Below are 17859 nucleotides of genomic sequence, written 5' to 3'. Positions count from 1 at the left end.
TCAAATGTCTCACCTGATGGGAGTGTGCTATGAAAATTCTTCTGGTGGATGACCACCTGGTGGTGCGCCAGGGCATTGCCCATTTGCTGAGTGGGTTGTTGCCGGGGGCTGAGGTTACGCAGGCGGAATGTGGCCAGGCGGCCCTCACCACTTACGCAGAGTGTGCGCAGGATGTGGTGGTGCTAGATATGGGGTTACCCGATATCTCGGGGTTGGAAGTGGCCCGGCGGCTTCGCCAGCGTTGGCCCAAGGCGCGGATTTTGTTCTTTACCATGCACGACGAGCTGCCGATGGTGCGTCAGGCGCTGGATGTGGGTGCGCTGGGGTTTGTGTCCAAGAACTGCGCGCCGGAAGAGTTGGTGGGGGCGGTGCAACGGCTGGCCCAGGGACAGCCCTACATTGAACATGCCATCGCCACCCGGCTGGCGATGAATGAGGAAGGTCCGCTGGATCACCGCTTGCGGGACATGACCCAGCGGGAAATGGAAGTGTTGCTGATGTTTACCCGGGGCGAAGCGATTGCCGGGATCGCCCGTCGCCTGTGCATCAGCAACAAGACCGTGTCCAATCACCTGGCGATGCTCAAGAGCAAACTCCAGGTCTCTTCGTCCATTGAACTCGTTCATCTGGCGGTGGATGCCGGTCTTGTCCGCTTTGGGCAATCCAGTACCTGAGGCAGTGATTCCGCCGGGTCACCAGTCGAACGGGCAGGCCTGGCAGCCCTCCATATAGGTCCCCTCAAACGTGGCGTAGTGGATACGCGCATTGGTCAGATCGGCGTTGGCGAGATTGGCGGCCCCGAGCTTGGCTTCCTGCAGGTTGGCGCCGATGAGTGTGGCGCCGTTGAGATCCGCTTTCGGCAGCCAGGCAATTTCGATGCTGGCGGCGGTCAGGTTCGCGTTGACCAGCCGGGCACCGGAGAAGCGACTGAAATCCAGGTTGGCTCCAGCCAGGTCGGAACCGCTGAAGTCCGCGCCCTGGGCGAACAGGTAGCTGCCTTGCATTCCTTTTAGGCTGGCTCGCTGAAAGTCGGCGCCGCGCACAGATGCTCGGGTCAGGTTGAGCCTGAGTCCAGTGATTTGCTGAAGTCTGGCGCCGTTCAGGTTGGCGCCCTGCAGGTTGGTGTGGCTCAGGTTTGCGCCGCTGAAGTCGGCCTGGCTCAGGTCGGCCCCGCGGAGATCAAGGTTGCTCAGGTCGGCGTTACGAAGGTCGGCGCCAGGGCATACGGTGTCCGGTGCCAGCAGGCAACCATTGATGGTTATCGGAAATTCGTCAGCCAAGTGGCTGGCTGGAAGAGTCAGCCCGAGGATCAGGGTAACGATGGATTTCATCACGGAGGTTCTCGCATCTGCACGGGAAAAGGCCCGGCTTATGCCGGGCCATGGTCGGACGCTGGAGATCAGCGGCTGGCTTCCATCCACGATGGCAGTTTGAAGGCCCAGAATGAACCGCCTTGGGAGATAACCCGGGTCAGCTCTGCCATGTCGCCGCCCCACAGGGGAACGGCCCCGCCATAGCCAGACACCACACCGATGTACTGCTCGCCATCCATTTCCCACGTAATGGGGGAGGAAATGATTCCGGAACCGGTCTGGAACGACCACAGTTCTTCGCCGGTCTCAGCGTGGAACGCCTTGAAGTAGCCATCCCCAGTGCCGGTGAAGACCAGGCCGCCCCGGGTGGTCAGCACGCCAGCCCACAGCGGCATCTCTTCTTTGTGCTCCCAGACAATCTCGCCGGTCAACGGATTCATGGCCCGCAAGGTGCCGACGTGATCATCGAACAGACGCTTGATCCGGAACCCCTGGCCCAGATAAGCCGCGCCCCGGTTGTAGGTCACCTCTTCGGTCCAGTAGTCCTCCATCCAGTGGTTGGCCGGGATGTAGAACAGGCCGGTCTCCTGGTTGTAGGCCATCGGGTTCCAGTTCTTGCCGCCAAGGAAGGGGGGAGATACTTCAATGGACTCGCCACGGGTTTCGCCAGGCTCCGGTGCCGGCGGGCGCTGGCCATCAACCTCCATGGGGCGGCCGGTGTCGGGGTCAATACCGGTAGCCCAGGTGATGCCGTCTACGAACGGGAAGCCTTTCTGGAACTCACCGGTCTCACGGTCCACCACGTAGAAGAAACCGTTGCGATCGGCGTGGGCGGTTGCTTTGACGGTGTCACCGTCTTCGCTGTATTCGAACAGCACCAGCTCGTTGTTGCCGGAGAAATCCCAGGCATCGTTCGGGGTGTGCTGGTAGAACCACTTCACCTCACCGGTACTGGGATCGACGGCTACCTGGCCAGAGGTATAGAGGTTGTCGTAGTCGTGGGGGTCACCGCCTTCGGACGTGCGCTCCCAGGTGTTCCAGGGGGCCGGGTTACCGGCACCAACGATGATGGTGTTGGTCTCGACGTCGAAACTCGCACTCTGCCAGGGTGCGCCACCGCCATGACTCCAGGCCTCAACCTTGCCGGTTTCGCTGTTGGGGTCGTCGGGCCAGCTGGGGGCATCCGGGTCACCGGTTGGTGTACTGCGCTCGCCATGGAGGCGGCCATAATGACCTTCGACAAACGGCCGCATCCAGATTTCCTCGCCGGTGTCGGGGTCGCGGGCGTAGAGCTTGCCGACCACGCCAAACTCGTCTCCAGATGAACCGTGGATCAGCAGCACTTTCCCGGTTTCCTGATCTTTGATCAGGGTAGGGGCTCCGGTCATGGTGTAGCCGGCGGTATGGTCCTCAAACTTCTCTCGCCAGATAACCTCGCCGGTGTCTTTGTCGAGCGCGACGATGCCCGCATCCAGGGTGCCAAAGAACACCTTGTTGCCAAAAATGGCGGCGCCCCGGTTAACCACATCGCAACAGGGGCGGATATCGCTCGGCAGTCGGTGGCTGTATTCCCAGACCATTTCCCCGGTGCGGGCATCCAGTGCAAACAGGCGTGAGTATGAGCCGGTGACGTAGACCATGCCGTCGTGCACCAGGGCTTGGGATTCCTGGCCGCGTTGCTTTTCGTCACCAAAGGAGAACGAGTAGGCGGGCACCAGGCGCTCGACGTTGGTGGTGTTGACGGTGGTCATTGGGCTGTAGCGCTGGGCTTTGGGGCCAATGCCGTACATCAGGACATTTTCGGTGGTTTCCGCGTCGTTCAGGATGTCCTCCCAAGTCACTTCGCTGGCGAGGGCATTGGTTGTCAGAGCCGCGCTGGAGGTCATGGTCAGGGCCAGTCCCATCGCCCGGATCAGGGGGCGCGTTGCTGTGTTTGTTCTCATTGTGTTTCCCCTTGGTTTGGGTTGCTGCTGTGAAATGCGCAGATTGGTTGCGCGATCCGGCTTGAATATTGGTGCTGAGACGAGCGGCTTGCGACGGAAATTGGCACGGGAAAACCGGGAAAATGCCGCTAAAAACCGGGAAAAGTTCCTTTGGTGGCTGCAGCGCCTTGAATTGCTGCAGGTATTCGCCCGGGGTTGTTGGTTGTGCTGCTTTGGCGTGGGGACTCCGAGGCTACTACTAAGGAACTACGACTAAGCCTCCAAAGTGGAATTCGGTTGCGGTGGCGGGATTCTTAGACTGGATGCAGGTCGCTGGTAAGTCCGTTTGTTTCCCTTGCCGGTAGAGACAGTTTCAAGTAGAGGTATTCGTTATGGCAGTTTCAACTTCACTCAAGGCCCTGGTTGCCGCAGCTCTGGTGAGTGGAGCCGGTCTGGCTTCCGGGCATGGCAACGTGACACCGCAACCGGTGGACAATGGCTCCCTGCCTGATCTGGGGCGTGAAGCACTGCTGGAGAATCCGTTCCGTGACGGGAACGAGCATGGAGAGCTGAACGCCGAGGCTATCAATGTCGGCAAGAGTGGGTATGCGGGCAACTGTGCTGGCTGTCATGGTATCGAAGCCATGTCCGGTGGTCTGACGCCGGACCTGCGCCTCCTGAGCGAATGGGATGACGAATATTTCATCGGTCGGGTGATGAATGGCACTGAGCGGGGCATGCCGTCGTTCAAGAACAGTCTGAACCAGACTTCTATCTGGTCCATCCGCACCTACCTTGAGTCACTGCCCCAGCCGGAGTAATCCGGCCTTAGGGCAAAGTCAGGGCCGTGGCCCAGGAGGACGTGTTATGTGGAATTCCCGTTACCTGTTCTTGCTGGTTATGGTCCTGTTCAGTGGACCACTGCTGGCACAGAACGAGCAGCTTGGTCCGCCGGATCGCACCTACGATGCGATCCTGGAATCCGGCTACCTGAATGTCGGTGTGTACCAGAACTTCCCGCCATATTCTTACCTGCAGGATGATGAGCCGGCGGGGGTGGATGTGGAGCTGGGGCGCCAGATAGCGGCGGCCATGGGCGTCGAGTTCCGGGTTCACTGGATTGTGCCGGATGAAACCCTGGAAGACGACCTGCGCAACAACGTCTGGAAGGGCCACTATCTGGCCAAGACTCGCATCGCCGATGTGATGCTGCGGGTACCCTACGACAAAACCTTCGCCTACATGCGTGACTCCACTGGCGAAGTCATTAACGATCAAGTGGTCATGTTTGGTCCCTACCAGCGCGAACAGTGGCAGATTGCGTTTGATTCGACGCAACTGGAGTCTGTCCCGACTATGGCGGTGTTCCAGTACCACCACATCGGCGTGCAGGTGGATACCCTTCCCGATTTCTATCTGACCTCGGCGTTTGCCGGCCGCATGCGGGATAAGACCCGCCACTATCGCAATATCGCTGAAGCCTTTGAAGCAATGGTCGGCGGTGAAGTGACGGCGGTGATGGGTATGCGCTCGGAAATTGATTTCGAGTTGGCTCGGCAGGATGGTGACAGGCTACAGTCGGCCAACAACGGCTTTCCAGGTATCACCAAGCAGGTCTGGGATATCGGTATGGCGGTGAAGCATACCCATCGTCAGTTGGGCTATGCCATTGAGGCGATTGTGGATGGCATGGTCCGCAACGGTGAAGTCGCCAGTATCTACGAAGCGCATGGCCTGCGTTACAGCATTCCCGGTTTTTATGAGGACATTCTCAATGCTTCGGTAGAGGAGTAACCGGCATGACCCGTCTCGCTATAATCGCGCTCCTGGCGACCAGTCTGCCCGCGTGGGCTGGTCTTCCAACAGACCCGTACGGATCACCGATGTGGGAATACAACGTCGAGCGTTATCTGGGCAATGTTGCCCCGGTGGTGCTGGATGAGCAGGTGCAGGTCAAGGTCCCACCGTTTGCCGAAAACTCGTCTCAGGTGCCGTTGACCGTTGACTTGTCGAACTACCCGCTGCCGATCCGGGAGATGGTTGCCTGGGTTGACCTGAACCCGATTCCCCACCTGTTTTCCCTGACGCCGGGTCCTGCCCCGGCCACCCTCGTATCCATGAACTTCCGTGTCCAGCAAGCGACCACGGTGCGGGTTGCCGTTCTGGATGACGACGGTGTCTGGCACCTCGGCAGCGCCTTTGTTGATGCGGCTGGAGGCGGTTGTACCGCACCCAGCATGACCGCGGCCAACCCGGATTGGGAGCAGAACTTTGGCACCATTCGCGGTGGCGCCTTCTCCAGGGTTGATGGCGTGCGTTTCAAGTTCAGTGTTATGCACCCCATGGATTCAGGCATGGTGGACGGTGTGCCGCTTTTCCATATTGAGCATGTGGTGCTCCGTGATTCGGCCAGTTCCGACCCGTTGCTGACCATGAACCTGTCGGAATCCGCCGCCGAAAACCCCATGCTGGTGTTTGAGTTCGGGCACCAGACGCCGGATGCGGTGCTGTGGATGCGCGACAACAATGGCAACGAATTTGAGCGCAAGCTCGGGGGGCAGCCATGATCCGTCGGGCGGCCATAGTGATGCTGTGCTGGCTGGTGGGCGCCCCGGTGGTCAGTGCGCCGGAACTGGCCTATAACCTGGAGGCCCGGGAAATTGCCAAGGGCACCTGGGTGATTGAAGGCAGCACCGGAAACTTCTCGCGGGATAACGGCGGCAACATCGTCAACGTCGCCTTTGTGATCACCGGTGACGGTGTTGTGGTGATCGATAGTGGTCCATCCAGACTCTATGGCGAAGCCCTGCGGCGGCTGATAGAGAGCAAGACCTCTGAGCCGATTACCCATGTGCTGATCACCCATCACCACCCGGACCATGCGTTCGGCAGCCAGGCGTTTGATCCCGATACCCTGTACATGCTTGACGGCGCCCGCGAGATGCTGGAAGAAGAAGGGGACGGGTTCTCTGACAATATGTATCGCCTGGTTGGGGACTGGATGCGGGGGACCGAGGTGGTGGTTCCGGCCAACACCCTGGAACCGGGCATTCTGGATGTGGGTGATCACCGTTTTCAGCTGCTTGAGCTCACTGGCCATACCGGCTCAGACCTGGTGGTGCTGGATGAAACCACCGGCGTGTTGTTTGCTTCCGATATGGTGTTCTACAACCGTGCCCTGACCACACCACAGAGCCCGGGGCTGATGATTTGGGCCGGAGAGCTGGCACGGCTGGAAGAGCTGCCTTACCGGATCGTGGTTCCAGGGCACGGGCCGATTGTCAGTGATGACTCAGCCTTCCGTCAGATGGCTGACTACCTGGGCTGGCTTTACCAGACCCTGACGGCCTCGGCCTCGCGAGGGTTGAGCGCCAGTGAAGTGATGCAGCAGCCCATTCCCCACCGGTTTGATGCCGTAGAGGGTGCGGAATACGAGCTGATTCGCACCACCACCCACCTTTACCCGAAATACGAATCATCGGCGCTGGTGCTTTTGCCTGAGTAGGCCTGTTGCCGCTTTCTTTCTGTAGTTGTCCCTGTCCTTCGCCGGTTCGCCGGCGATTTTTTTTGGGTCTTACTACCAAGTGATGAGAAAACCTGTGCTGGGGGGCAATTGTTGGTAAACGCTCCAGAACCAAGAATCGGGTTTAGAGGCGGGAAGAGTTCCCGGTTCGCTGCTGAAACTGAAAACAAAAGATTGGAGAGCGCAACCATGAGATCGAATCGGATCGCTATGAAATTTTCTGTCAGCGCCCTGGCGCTGGCGGTTTCTCTCGGGGCTCACGCAGTCACCGACGAGGACATCCTGAACGACCAGGCCACCACCGATGACGTTGTTACCAACGGCATGGGCCTGAATGGCCAGCGCTTTAGCCCGCTGAGCACCCTGAACTCAAGCAACGTCGAAAACCTGCAGCCGGTCTGGGCGTTTGCTTTCGGCGGCGAAAAAATGCGGGGTCAGGAATCCCAGCCAATGATCAAAGACGGGGTGATGTATGTCACTGCATCCTATTCCCGTGTCTATGCCGTTGACGCCATGACCGGCGAAGAAATCTGGCAGTACGATGCGCGTCTGCCGGACGGCATCATGCCTTGCTGTGACGTCATCAACCGGGGTGTTGCCCTGTACGACGACAAGGTCATTTTCGGTACCCTGGACGCCAAGCTGGTTGCCCTGAACAAGGACACCGGTAAGGTTGTCTGGATCAAGAAAGTTGCTGATTACCAGGCTGGCTACTCCATCACTGCAGCGCCGATCATTGTTAATGGCAAGTTGATCACCGGCGTGTCCGGTGGTGAGTTTGGTATCGTTGGTAAGGTTGAAGCCTACGACCCCAACACGGGTGAAATCCTGTGGACCCGTCCGACCGTTGAAGGTCACATGGGCTACGTCTACCGCGATGGCGAAGCTGTTGAAAACGGTATCTCCGGCGGCCAGGCTGGCCTGACCTGGCCGGGCGACATGTGGCAGACCGGCGGTGCAGCCCCTTGGTTGGGTGGCACGTACGATGCCTCCACTGACACCCTGTTCTTCGGCACCGGTAACCCGGCTCCCTGGAACTCTCACCTGCGTCCGGGTGACAACCTGTTCTCCTCCTCCCGTCTGGCGATTGACCCCAATGACGGCAGCATCAAGTGGCACTTCCAGACCACGCCTCACGATGGCTGGGACTACGATGGTGTGAACGAGGTGATCTCTTTCGACTATGAAGACGACGGCGAGATGGTCCGCGCGGCGGCGACGGCCGACCGTAACGGGTTCTTCTACGTCCTCAACCGTGAGAACGGTGACTTCATCCGCGGCTTCCCGTTCGTTGATGAAATCAGCTGGGCATCTGGCCTGGACGAGGATGGACGTCCAATCTACACCGAAGACGGTCGCCCGGGTAACCCGGCAGAACTTTCTGGTGAGCAGGCTGGCTCCGTTGTAGCCCGTCCGGCCTTCCTCGGTGGTAAGAACTGGATGCCGATGGCGTACAGCCAGGACACCGGACTGTTCTATGTACCGTCCAACGAATGGTCCATGGACATCTGGAACGAAGCGGTTTCCTACAAGCAGGGTGCTGCATACCTGGGTGCCGGATTCACCATCAAGCCAGCCAATGAAGACTTCATTGGTGTCCTGCGAGCGATGGATCCACGCACCGGTGAAGAGGTCTGGCGTTATGAGAACACCGCACCTCTGTGGGGTGGTGTCATGACAACGGCGGGTAACTTGGTCTTCACCGGTACTCCGGAAGGCTACCTGAAGGCGTTTGATGCCCGTACAGGTGAAGAACTGTACCGCTTCAATACCGGTTCCGGTGTTGTTGGTACCCCGGTCACCTGGGAGATGAACGGTGAGCAGTACGTATCCGTCGCTTCCGGTTGGGGTGGTGCGGTACCACTGTGGGGTGGCGAAGTTGCCCGCGTGGTCAAGGACTTCAACCAGGGCGGTATGGTCTGGACGTTCAAACTGCCGAGCGACCGGGTTGCAAGCAACTGATTGTCAGTTTGCTAACTGTCTGAAAAAGGGCCGCATTGCGGCCCTTTTTCGTAGGCGCGAATAAGGTCTGGGGCACCTACTACTAACGGAGGAGTTTTTCTCGCCCAAGGAGGCATTGGCGCTTTCGGGGGGCAGGTCTACAGTGAATACGTATAGCGCGAAAGGCCGCGTTGCCGAGCGACAAACACATAATTCCATGTGAATGACAAGAAGAGGTCGATACCATGATCTACGCACAACCAGGACAGGAAGGCTCCGTCGTCTCCTTCAAATCCCGTTATGAAAACTTTATCGGTGGCGAGTGGGTCGCACCGATCAAGGGCCAGTATTTCGAGAACATCTCCCCGGTGAACGGCCAGGCCTTCTGTGAAATCCCGCGCTCTGGTGCCGAAGACATTGAGCTGGCGCTGGACGCGGCTCACAAAGCTGCACCCGCCTGGGGTCAGACCTCCGTAACTGAGCGTTCGAACATCCTGCTCAAGATTGCCGACCGTATCGAAGCCAACCTGGAAAAGCTGGCTGTCGCTGAAACCTGGGACAACGGTAAAGCTGTTCGCGAAACTCTCGCCGCAGACATTCCGCTGGCTGCTGACCACTTCCGCTATTTCGCCGGTTGTATCCGTGCGCAGGAAGGCAGCATCGGTGAAATCGACAACAAGACTGTGGCTTACCACTTCCACGAGCCGCTGGGTGTTGTTGGTCAGATCATTCCCTGGAACTTCCCGCTGCTGATGGCTGCGTGGAAACTGGCCCCGTGCCTGGCTGCCGGCAACTGCACCGTGCTCAAGCCGGCTGAGCAGACTCCGGCCAGTATCCTGGTTCTGATGGAAGTGATTGGCGATCTGCTGCCGCCGGGCGTGCTCAACGTGGTTAATGGCTACGGCATCGAAGCGGGTCAGGCTCTGGCGACCAGCAAGCGTATCGCCAAGATTGCCTTCACCGGCTCCACTCCGGTGGGCTCCCACATTCTCAAGTGCGCCGCGGAAAACATCATTCCGTCTACCGTAGAGCTGGGCGGCAAGTCCCCCAACATCTACTTCGCTGACGTTATGGATGCTGAGCCCGAATTCCTCGACAAGTGCGTCGAAGGTGTGGTTCTGGCGTTCTTCAACCAGGGCGAAGTCTGTACCTGTCCTTCCCGTGCCCTGGTACACGAAGACATCTACGACGAGTTTATGGCTCGCGTTGTTGCGCGCACCAAGGCCATCAAGCGTGGCAACCCGCTGGATACCGACGTGCAGGTAGGTGCCCAGGCCAGTAAGGAACAGTTCGACAAGATCATGTCCTACCTGGAAATCGGCAAGCAGGAAGGCGCCGAGGTTCTGACCGGTGGTGACTGCGAAGTGATCGAAGGTTTCAACGACGGCTACTACATCCAGCCGACCCTGTTCAAAGGCGACAACAACATGCGCGTCTTCCAGGAAGAAATCTTCGGACCGGTTGTGGGTGTGGCTACCTTCAAAACTGAAGAAGAAGCCCTGGCCATCGCCAACGACACCGAGTTTGGACTGGGTGCTGGCGTATGGACCCGCGACACCAACCTGGCGTACCGCATGGGTCGCGGCATCCAGGCCGGTCGGGTATGGATGAACTGCTACCACGCGTACCCGGCACATGCCGCGTTCGGTGGCTACAAGAAGTCCGGTGTTGGTCGTGAAACTCACAAGATGATGCTCGACCACTACCAGCAGACCAAGAACCTGCTGGTCAGCTACGACACCAACCCGCTGGGCTTCTTCTAAGCTCTGGCAGTTACAACGTTTGTTGTGCCCGGACTGTCCCCGTGACAGTCCGGTGGTGAGTCGGCACATGGATGTGCTTATTGTTTCCCTGGCAGGTTGCCGGGGCCTGGGGTTTGCTCAGAAACCCCGGGGAATATGGGTCTTCCTATCATCTCCAACTTCGGCCCTGCCCAGGGCCATTTTTTATTTCAGCTACCCTGTGATTCGGCGAGGCAAGACTCTGGTGAGTGAGAGCTTTGTTCCAGGGTTTCCCTCATGGCTGTCCAGTCCCTCGTGTTTTTCGACTCAAGCAAACTCAGAAACTCAAAGGCATTGAACCCATCGAAGTCCTTGTCGGGGGATTAAGCACCCCACCCATGAGGGCAGGGGCATGGATCAGAAGTCTACCCGATAGCGGTGGTTGCGCTCGTCCGGGTAATAGAAGCAGGCTTGGCCTCGTTCGTTCTGGCGGCCCTGAGTGACGGTGTAGGGGGTTTCACCGAAGGGTGCGGTGACGGCATAGCAGGTGGCGCTGCTGCACAGCTCACGCAGCGGCGAGCCGCTGCCAATCTGACTGATCTGGCTGGCCGGCAGGGTCGTGCGTCCAACTCGGATGCGGAAGCTGCCACTGGTGGCGCCAGGGATGTCAAAGACCGCCACGCCATTGGTCGGTGTCTGCTTCCAGGGGACCGGTTGGCAATCACGCCAGGCCCGGACGGCTTCCTTGGCCCGTGCTCGCAGCTGTTCCTCCGAGGCCTGCTGTTCCCGCTCCTGGGCTTCGGCCAGCCAGCTGCGTACCCGGTCGGCGTAGCTGCCCTGTGGGTACTGGTTCAGGTAGGCCTGCAGGTCTGCGACGGAACGGGAGCTTTTGGCGGCATCAAACAGTGCCTGTTCCTGCGGGGTGATCTCCCTCACCAGGGTGACCTCCCGAACCACATCCTCCCCGCTGGACTCCACGGTGATTTCAACGGTGCGATAGCCGGGCATGCTGATCTTGAGGCGGTAGCTGCCGTTGGTTAGTTCGATACCGTCTTCGTATCGGCGGGGATCGCCGTACAGCACGAAATGAGCCCCGTCCGGATCGGTGATGACCGTCAGCCGAAAGGTGGTGTCTTCCTCGGGCAAGGGCTCAGGTTCGGGTTCGGGCTCTGGTGGCTGTTCCGGCTCAAGGGCAACGGCATCGCCTTCGCTTTCTCCATCCCCGTTGCTGGTTTCCGGCTGTTCGGGCTCGGGAACATCGCTGTCCGTACCTGCGTCAGCATTGGTTTCCGGGTCTGCGTCGGCGCTTGTGTCCGGGGTGCTTGGGATGTTGCTGTCAGCGCCTGCCGTGGTGTCGTCTGGGGCGTCAGGACCCTGGAACTTCAGCAGCGCCTGTTGCGCCATAAATCCACCCAGCACTATCAGTAACAGGCCCAGCAGGATGATCAGGCCCCGCCGGTTCGATGTGCGCTCGACGGCAGGGGCCGCCGCTGGGTTGGGGGCAGGGCTGGGCTTGGGGGGAGGCTCGTTGGTTGGCTCTGGAACAACCTTGGTTGGGGTTGGGGTTAGGGTTGGTGGCGGTGTGCTGTCAACGGTTTTGGTCACCTGCTCCTTGTCGCCGCGCAGCGCCTTAACCCAGTCTTCCAGGTTTTGTGGTCGGTCTTGCGGCGATACCGACAGGCCCCGGTCAATGGCATTCAGGAAGGCCGGCGAGGCGAGGCCGTTGGCAGCATCCCTGGCAGGCAACAGATGATCTTCAAGGGCTCGGTCCGAGGCTTCCTCTGGACGCTTCCTGGTCAGACAGAAATAGGCAACGGCGGCCAGTGAGTATATGTCAGACCAGGGCCCGACATTGCCTTTGGTGCTGTATTGCTCGATGGGAACATAGCCTGGGGTGATGACGGTGGTGATTGAGCGGCTCTTGCTGCCCAGCGCCTGGCGGGCCGCGCCAAAGTCGATCAGCACCGGTTTGCCGTCATCGCGGATCAGGATGTTCTCTGGTTTGATGTCCCGGTGAAGGATGCCGGCGTCATGGACATCCATCAGGCCGTCCATAACCGGCAACAGGACGGCAAGGATTTCGGCTTCCTGCAGCTCTCCAAGGTCGTTGACGGTGGCCCGCAGGGTGCGCCCTTCGACATATTCCATCACGATGTAGGCGGTTCCGTTTGCCTCGAAATAACGGAACACCTGAACGATGTAAGGGTTGTGGAACTTGGCCAGGATGCGGGCCTCGTTGATGAAGGCCTCCAGTCCCCAGGCGAAATCGTTGCGGCTGGATTCGGTACGGGGGAGCACCTGGGCATTGGCACCACGCATGGCAAAATCAATGGGCAGGTATTCCTTGATCGCCACCCGCTTGTGCAAGTGCTCATCGGTCGCCAGGTAGGTCAGGCCAAAGCCGCCCTCGCCAAGCAGACGTTCGATGCGGTATTCAGCGATCCGGCTCCCATTGGCCAGTGCCAGAGTCATAGGCTGCGTCACTGCAGGTCTCCCACTACCTAAGTCGGGTTCTATCTCAGAATCAAAAACAACAGCAACACCAGAACCAGGCCGGCAATCGCGGCGGCCGGCCATAGCCGGACCCCCTGGCTCGCGGGCTTGGGCGCTATCGCTGGCTTGTCCGCCGATGCACCGGTTTGTTCCGGTACACAGATCAGGATAAGGCTGGTGTTGTCCTGTCCCGGGTCTGATTGCTTACTGATTTTCTCGTTCAGCGCCTCCAGTCCCCGGTTCGGGTCGCCATTGGCCTGCGTCAGCGCGTTCGTGACGGCGTCCGGTGGCAGGCTGTCCAGGCCATCACTGGCCAGCAGCAGGTAATCCCCCGGCAGCAGCGGCTCCGGAGTCGGGGGCGCGTCAATCTTGCTGATGGGGTTTCGGGTAATGGCTGAGCGCAAGGCGTGGCGTTTGCGATCGTGGCGTGCCGCCTCGGCGGTCATCTCCCCCATGGCAACCATACTCTCGAACACCGGAGCCATCGAGTGATCGTCGTTCAATCGCTGCAGGCACCCTTGCCGCAGCCGCCACAGCTGCGAATCCCCGACACTGACCCGGTAGAGTGCGTCACCGAGTATACAGGCCGCTACCAGGGTTGTGCCCATGTCCTCAAGATCGGGGCGTTCCGATACCGCCTCAATCAGCCCTTCATGACCTGCTGTCAGGGCGGTCTGAAGCCGGGCCGGAACACTGCCAGAGGCTGCCAGAAACGACGAGACAAAGCGGTCAGCCACCAGCTGGCTGGCGATGTCGCCGCCGGCATGTCCCCCCATGCCGTCACAGACCACGGCTAATAGCCCTTGCCCGGCCTGGCCGCCGTCAAACTGGCTCAGCCGCAGGCTGTCCTCCTGGCGTTGGCGTTGGCCAAGGAGCTGGGTACTGGCGCAGGGTGGCAAGGGGCTATGGGAGGCACTGGAGTAACTCAAGGCCACTGCCCCCGCCGGATCAAGGTCAGTGTGGTTTCCCCCATGCGGAGCGAAACGGGGGTGTCGAAGGTGGTTTTAACCTTGTCTCCGGTGGCCACGTTCTGCCCATTCAGCTCCAGGCCGTTGTCAGACAGGCAGCGTACATACAGGTAGTTGCCGTCTGGCTGGTACCAGATCTCGCCATGGGCCCTGGCCAGGAACGGGTCTTGGCCCAGGCGCTGACGCAGGGGTTCCGGCAACGGCAAGTCCCGGCTGCGGCCAAGCACCTGCGGTCGTGCATCCAGCATCAGCGTGGTTTTCACGCCATCGAGGGATACCTCGGCCACGCAGCCGCCTGGACGAGGTGGTGTCACGGGTGTTGGTTCCGGATTGTCCGGCATGCTCTGGGGCGACAACGGTCGAGCCGGCTGGCTGAGCTGGTAGGCCTGGCGTATCTGGTTTCGGCGAGCGTTTTTCAGGGTTTTCCCCACCACCAGCAGGATCAGCAGGAAGGCCGCGAGCAGCACGATAAACGTCTGCCCAGGACTCAGCCATGAATCGGCTTCGGGCGGGGTCTGGGGTGCTGGTGGTGCTGTATCAGGCACGTCTCCGGGCGAGGTTTCCGGCTCTGGTTGCGGCAGAGGCGCTGGCTCCGCGGATGGTTCAGCCGGTGCGTCCGGTGACGGGGCTGGTGAGCTTCCACCTGCTGCATCCAGCAGTCCCACAACAGCAAAGGCATTGTGTACGGACTGGACCTCGGCACTGCTTTCGCCATGAATCCGGGCGGCGGCCCGGCGTACGGCGGTGGCAAATTCCGGCATGGAATTGAACGGCAGGCGGTGCTTCAGGGTGTAGAACATGATGCGAATGGCTTTGTCGAAGCCAATGGCCTGAACTTCGATGTCCTGCTCAACCCGTGGGTGCCGTCCGCCTTTGACCATCAGGGCGAAGGGCAGGCTGACCACGCCGCTCAGGGAGTGCTCTTCCCGGAACGAGCGCTGATTGACCAGATCGTAGTGGTCGGCGGTGTCCCAGGGCATCGGGTTGCTCAGGTCTCTCATCGCGCCCTGGTGCATCGGGGAATCGTAGTAACGGTCGGCGACCAGGGCAAAGGTCCGGCCCAGGCGGAAGGTGTCTTCCCTGACCCGGGTGTTTGCCAGGTCCTGACCGGATTCGTGCCAGGCCCGGATGGTGATGCCAAACATGTCGGCGACGCCTTCGTTGATGGCGGCCTTCTCCAGGGTCTGGTCTTCCCCCTGGGTGGTCTTGAAGAAACCGTGGGCAAATTCGTGCCCGACCACATCGATGTCATGGGCCAGGTCCTCGGTGGCCTGGCGATGGCCATGGAGGATGGCAATGACATGGGCGGTGTCGGGGGACAGGTTCATGTAGAAGGCATTCATGCCATCGCAGCTGCCATCCATCTTGGCGGACAGGTTGGCCAGTAACACCATGGGCGCGGCCTGGCCATCCACCGAACTCCAGCCCAGTTCGTCATTGAAGAAGGTTTCGATCAGCTGCAGGCTTTGAATGGCGTTGGCGGCCTTGCCTTGGGCATTGCCGGGCTGGACCTGGGTGTCGGCGAGGCGCGACGGTAACCTCACCGAACTGATGTCCCGGGGCATGGTCGCAAGGGCGGCCTGCAACCGGTCCGACAGGCACTTGCCATCGTAATCAAAGGCATCAATGCGGGGTTCGGCCAGGCTGGCTTGCGGCAGGCACAGTACCAGCGGCAGTAACAACCGCAGCAGGGCCACACGGTTCAGGTGCTGACCTGGGGCGCGGGCGAGGAGCTTGCGTAACGAACGGCGAAGGGCAGTCATCGTTGTAGCACGGGCTCTTGCAGGTAAATGGTCGGATTATGGGCGTCCACCAGGTAACGCTGGGGTTCTGCCTCCGGGTTGCTGAGTGATGCGATGACCCGCCAGCTGAGGGTCGCTCCCTGTTCGGTGACATACACCAGCAGCGCCGGCGTGCCCAGTACCGAAATGGTCCGTTCGGCCGGTACGCCACGGTGATCCAGAGCCAGCCTCAGGGCCTCTTCGGCGCTATGGGTTGGCTCGGTGTTCAGGTCGATCTGCTCGAACCAGACGCCGTTAAGCAGCTGGGCCTGTCCCTCTGACACTTCCAGCAGGGCCTGGCTGCCAAACACCGGAATGCCCTTGTAGCGCTGCTCAAGCTGGTAATAGCTGTAGCCGTAGTCGTCGCTGGTACTGCCACTGACCTGGAGTTCGGAGTCTGGCCCGAGATTCAGGTCTTGCTCGTCCACCACCTGCTGGGCCTGCTCCGGGCTTGATACCTCGGTGCCATCGTCCATCGGGACCTCACGCACCGGAGGCAGGTTGGCCTGAGGAACGGTTTCGGCAGGCTTGGCATCGTCCGGGGTTGGCAGGTCGGGGGCTTTCTCCGTAGCGCTGTCGCTTTCCTGCCGGGCGGAAGACCCATGGCTAGGTTCCGATGGCTGCCACCACCAATACCCGGCCAGCACGAGAATGACGACAACAGTTGCGACGGCCAGTTTCTGCATAGGTGTTAACTCCGCGATTCGGTCGGTGGTGGCTGGGTGTGGTCTGAGGTCTGATCTGGAAGATTTGCCTGCCAGCCAATCAACACCAGCGTGCAGTTGTCCTGGTACGGCGACTGGGCCAGCCGGAGCTGGTCAAACAGGGCATCGCGACAGGTGGCGAGGGCGTCGGTGGACGATTCCGCCCCCGGGGCGCTTTGCCAGGCCCGTGCCGCCTCTGCCAGCGTTGTGGATACTTGCTGGTCACTGAGGGTTTCCAGGCCATCGCTGGCCAGAATGATCAGGTCACCGCCATTGACCGGCAGTGGCTGATCCGGCTGGTCCACCTCGGGAATCGGCTGGCCGTCCACTGCGCTGGACAGGGTATTGCCCAGGGCAGCCAGCTCCGCGGCGCGGTTGGCATCGCCCTGGTCGGCGTGGCGCTGCGCCAGCTGTTGATAGGTGTGTTTCTGGTTCAGGGTGGTGAGCGCCTGGTCTCGATAGCGTTGCAGCAGGGAGTCGCCGACGGAAAGCCAGTTCAGGGTACTGTCCTGGCGGTCCCAGAGCAGGGCGATCAGGGTGGCGCCCATCCCCTGTTTGTCAGGTTCCCGGGCGACAATCCGGGCAATGGCCTGGTTGGCCTCGTCCAGGGCTGCCCGAAGTCGTTCCATTGGGGGCAGGGCGTCGTTGCCCAGGTTGATGAAGGTCTCAATAAAGGCTTCCACCACTGTGCTGGCGGCCTGCTCGCCGTGGCCCATGCCGCCCATTCCATCGGCCAGCACATAGAGGGAGTAATGAGCGGGGAACAGGCCCGGCTCGAAAGGGTAGCGTTTGCCGCGATAGAAAATGGCGTTGTTTTCCACCACCCCGTAGCGATCTTCCTGATAGTCCCGGGTGCCCTGGATCTGGGCCGCGCTCCAAACCGCGATCATGGTGTCCGCCCGTCAGTCATTCCAGTCGAAGTCGGGGCCGCAGAACGGCACAAACTGGAGCGTGGTTTCGCCCAATTCGATCTCGTCACCCGCTTTGAGTGCATGCTCCTGACCACTGCCCACCCGATCACCATTAAGGTAAGTCAGGTTTTCGCCTTTGCTCAGGTAAAAGGCCCGCAGCTTGGGGTCATACTCAATGGCAGCGTGGTGGCTGCGAGAGAGCTTGTCGTCGCCGAATGCCAGACTGACAGCCTGGTCGGTGCCGCGGCCAATCTTGTTGAGGCCGTACGAGATGCTGAGGGCGCGACCACGCCCCGGGCCATCCTTGACCACCAGCCAGGCGACCACCGGTTGCGGGGCGTCGGCGGGAGCGGCAGTTTCCTGTTCGGAGGGCCGGAACAGGACGGTTTTCTGGCCACCCCGCTCGGGTTCCTCTGTGGCACGTCCGTGGTTGGCGCCGGCCATGGTGGCCTCGGCCTGGTAGTCTAGCTTGCGGGTGGCATCGTCTCTGGCGTCGCTGCCCGTGCGGCTATCGGCCCCGCTACGCCGGACCAGGCGGGTCGGTGGAGTCTCGTCACCGGAATGGTCGAATCTGCTCATGGC

15 protein-coding genes are annotated in these 17859 nt (G+C 60.5%); 7 read left to right on the top strand and 8 right to left on the bottom strand.

From position 1 onward, the window contains the following. The first annotated feature begins 29 nt into the window (after positions 1-29). Positions 30-674, top strand: a complete 645-nt coding sequence (locus BMZ67_RS15755) for a response regulator (RefSeq protein WP_092025349.1) — start codon at positions 30-32, stop codon at positions 672-674. Positions 675-692: 18 nt separating this feature from the next. On the opposite strand, the gene BMZ67_RS15750 is transcribed toward BMZ67_RS15755, so the two are convergent. Both BMZ67_RS15750 and BMZ67_RS15745 read right to left on the bottom strand, forming a co-directional pair. Then, positions 693-1331: a pentapeptide repeat-containing protein gene (locus BMZ67_RS15750; RefSeq protein ID WP_092025346.1), complete on the bottom strand. Its 639-nt coding sequence runs from the start codon at positions 1329-1331 to the stop codon at positions 693-695. A gap of 68 nt (positions 1332-1399) precedes the next feature. Beyond that, on the bottom strand, positions 1400-3256 hold the full coding sequence (locus BMZ67_RS15745; protein WP_175481948.1) for a methanol/ethanol family PQQ-dependent dehydrogenase: 1857 nt from the start codon (positions 3254-3256) through the stop codon (positions 1400-1402). A 371-nt stretch (positions 3257-3627) separates the two neighbouring features. On the opposite strand from BMZ67_RS15745, the gene pedF reads away from it, so the two are divergent. The 6 genes from pedF to exaC all read left to right on the top strand — a co-directional run bounded on the left by pedF (position 3628) and on the right by exaC (position 10462). After that, a complete protein-coding gene (gene pedF / locus BMZ67_RS15735) occupies positions 3628-4056 on the top strand; it encodes a cytochrome c-550 PedF (RefSeq protein ID WP_092025340.1) in 429 nt (142 codons plus the stop codon). 46 nt (positions 4057-4102) lie between these two features. Continuing rightward, positions 4103-5029, top strand: a complete 927-nt coding sequence (locus tag BMZ67_RS15730) for a substrate-binding periplasmic protein (protein ID WP_092025337.1) — start codon at positions 4103-4105, stop codon at positions 5027-5029. Between the two features lie 5 nt (positions 5030-5034). Further along, entirely contained in the window at positions 5035-5802 is a 768-nt protein-coding gene (locus BMZ67_RS15725; RefSeq protein ID WP_092025334.1) for a quinoprotein dehydrogenase-associated SoxYZ-like carrier, read from the top strand. Then, a complete protein-coding gene (locus BMZ67_RS15720) occupies positions 5799-6740 on the top strand; it encodes a quinoprotein relay system zinc metallohydrolase 1 (protein WP_092025331.1) in 942 nt (313 codons plus the stop codon). Before BMZ67_RS15725 ends, BMZ67_RS15720 begins: the two co-directional genes overlap by 4 nt. Before the next feature lie 207 nt (positions 6741-6947). Continuing rightward, a complete protein-coding gene (locus tag BMZ67_RS15715) occupies positions 6948-8720 on the top strand; it encodes a PQQ-dependent methanol/ethanol family dehydrogenase (RefSeq protein ID WP_092025328.1) in 1773 nt (590 codons plus the stop codon). A gap of 224 nt (positions 8721-8944) precedes the next feature. Further along, on the top strand, positions 8945-10462 hold the full coding sequence (exaC, locus tag BMZ67_RS15710; RefSeq protein WP_092025325.1) for an acetaldehyde dehydrogenase ExaC: 1518 nt from the start codon (positions 8945-8947) through the stop codon (positions 10460-10462). A 375-nt stretch (positions 10463-10837) separates the two neighbouring features. On the opposite strand, the gene BMZ67_RS15705 is transcribed toward exaC, so the two are convergent. From BMZ67_RS15705 to BMZ67_RS15680, 6 genes are read right to left on the bottom strand one after another with little or no spacing between them, the layout of a single operon-like run. Next, positions 10838-12904, bottom strand: coding sequence for a protein kinase domain-containing protein (locus BMZ67_RS15705; RefSeq protein WP_175481947.1), 2067 nt, complete (start codon positions 12902-12904; stop codon positions 10838-10840). Between the two features lie 29 nt (positions 12905-12933). Next, positions 12934-13842 carry a PP2C family protein-serine/threonine phosphatase gene (locus BMZ67_RS15700; protein ID WP_175481946.1) on the bottom strand — a complete coding sequence of 303 codons (909 nt, stop codon included), beginning with the start codon at positions 13840-13842 and terminating at the stop codon, positions 12934-12936. Further along, positions 13839-15644 (bottom strand): M4 family metallopeptidase, encoded by a 1806-nt coding sequence (locus BMZ67_RS15695; protein ID WP_092025317.1) that lies wholly within the window; start codon positions 15642-15644, stop codon positions 13839-13841. The genes BMZ67_RS15700 and BMZ67_RS15695 overlap by 4 nt, the downstream gene beginning before the upstream one ends. Next, the gene (locus BMZ67_RS15690) at positions 15641-16348 is read right to left on the bottom strand and encodes a hypothetical protein (protein WP_092025314.1); all 708 of its coding nucleotides are present in this window, start codon (positions 16346-16348) and stop codon (positions 15641-15643) included. The genes BMZ67_RS15695 and BMZ67_RS15690 overlap by 4 nt, the downstream gene beginning before the upstream one ends. A gap of 5 nt (positions 16349-16353) precedes the next feature. Next, the gene (locus BMZ67_RS15685; RefSeq protein ID WP_092025311.1) at positions 16354-17256 is read right to left on the bottom strand and encodes a PP2C family protein-serine/threonine phosphatase; all 903 of its coding nucleotides are present in this window, start codon (positions 17254-17256) and stop codon (positions 16354-16356) included. Between the two features lie 12 nt (positions 17257-17268). Further along, positions 17269-17856, bottom strand: coding sequence for an FHA domain-containing protein (locus BMZ67_RS15680; protein WP_175481945.1), 588 nt, complete (start codon positions 17854-17856; stop codon positions 17269-17271). Between the last annotated feature and the right edge of the window lie 3 nt (positions 17857-17859).

It is taken from the genome of Marinobacter zhejiangensis (assembly GCF_900114775.1).
GTDB lineage: Bacteria > Pseudomonadota > Gammaproteobacteria > Pseudomonadales > Oleiphilaceae > Marinobacter > Marinobacter zhejiangensis.
This window is presented reverse-complemented; position numbering and strand designations above follow the sequence as displayed.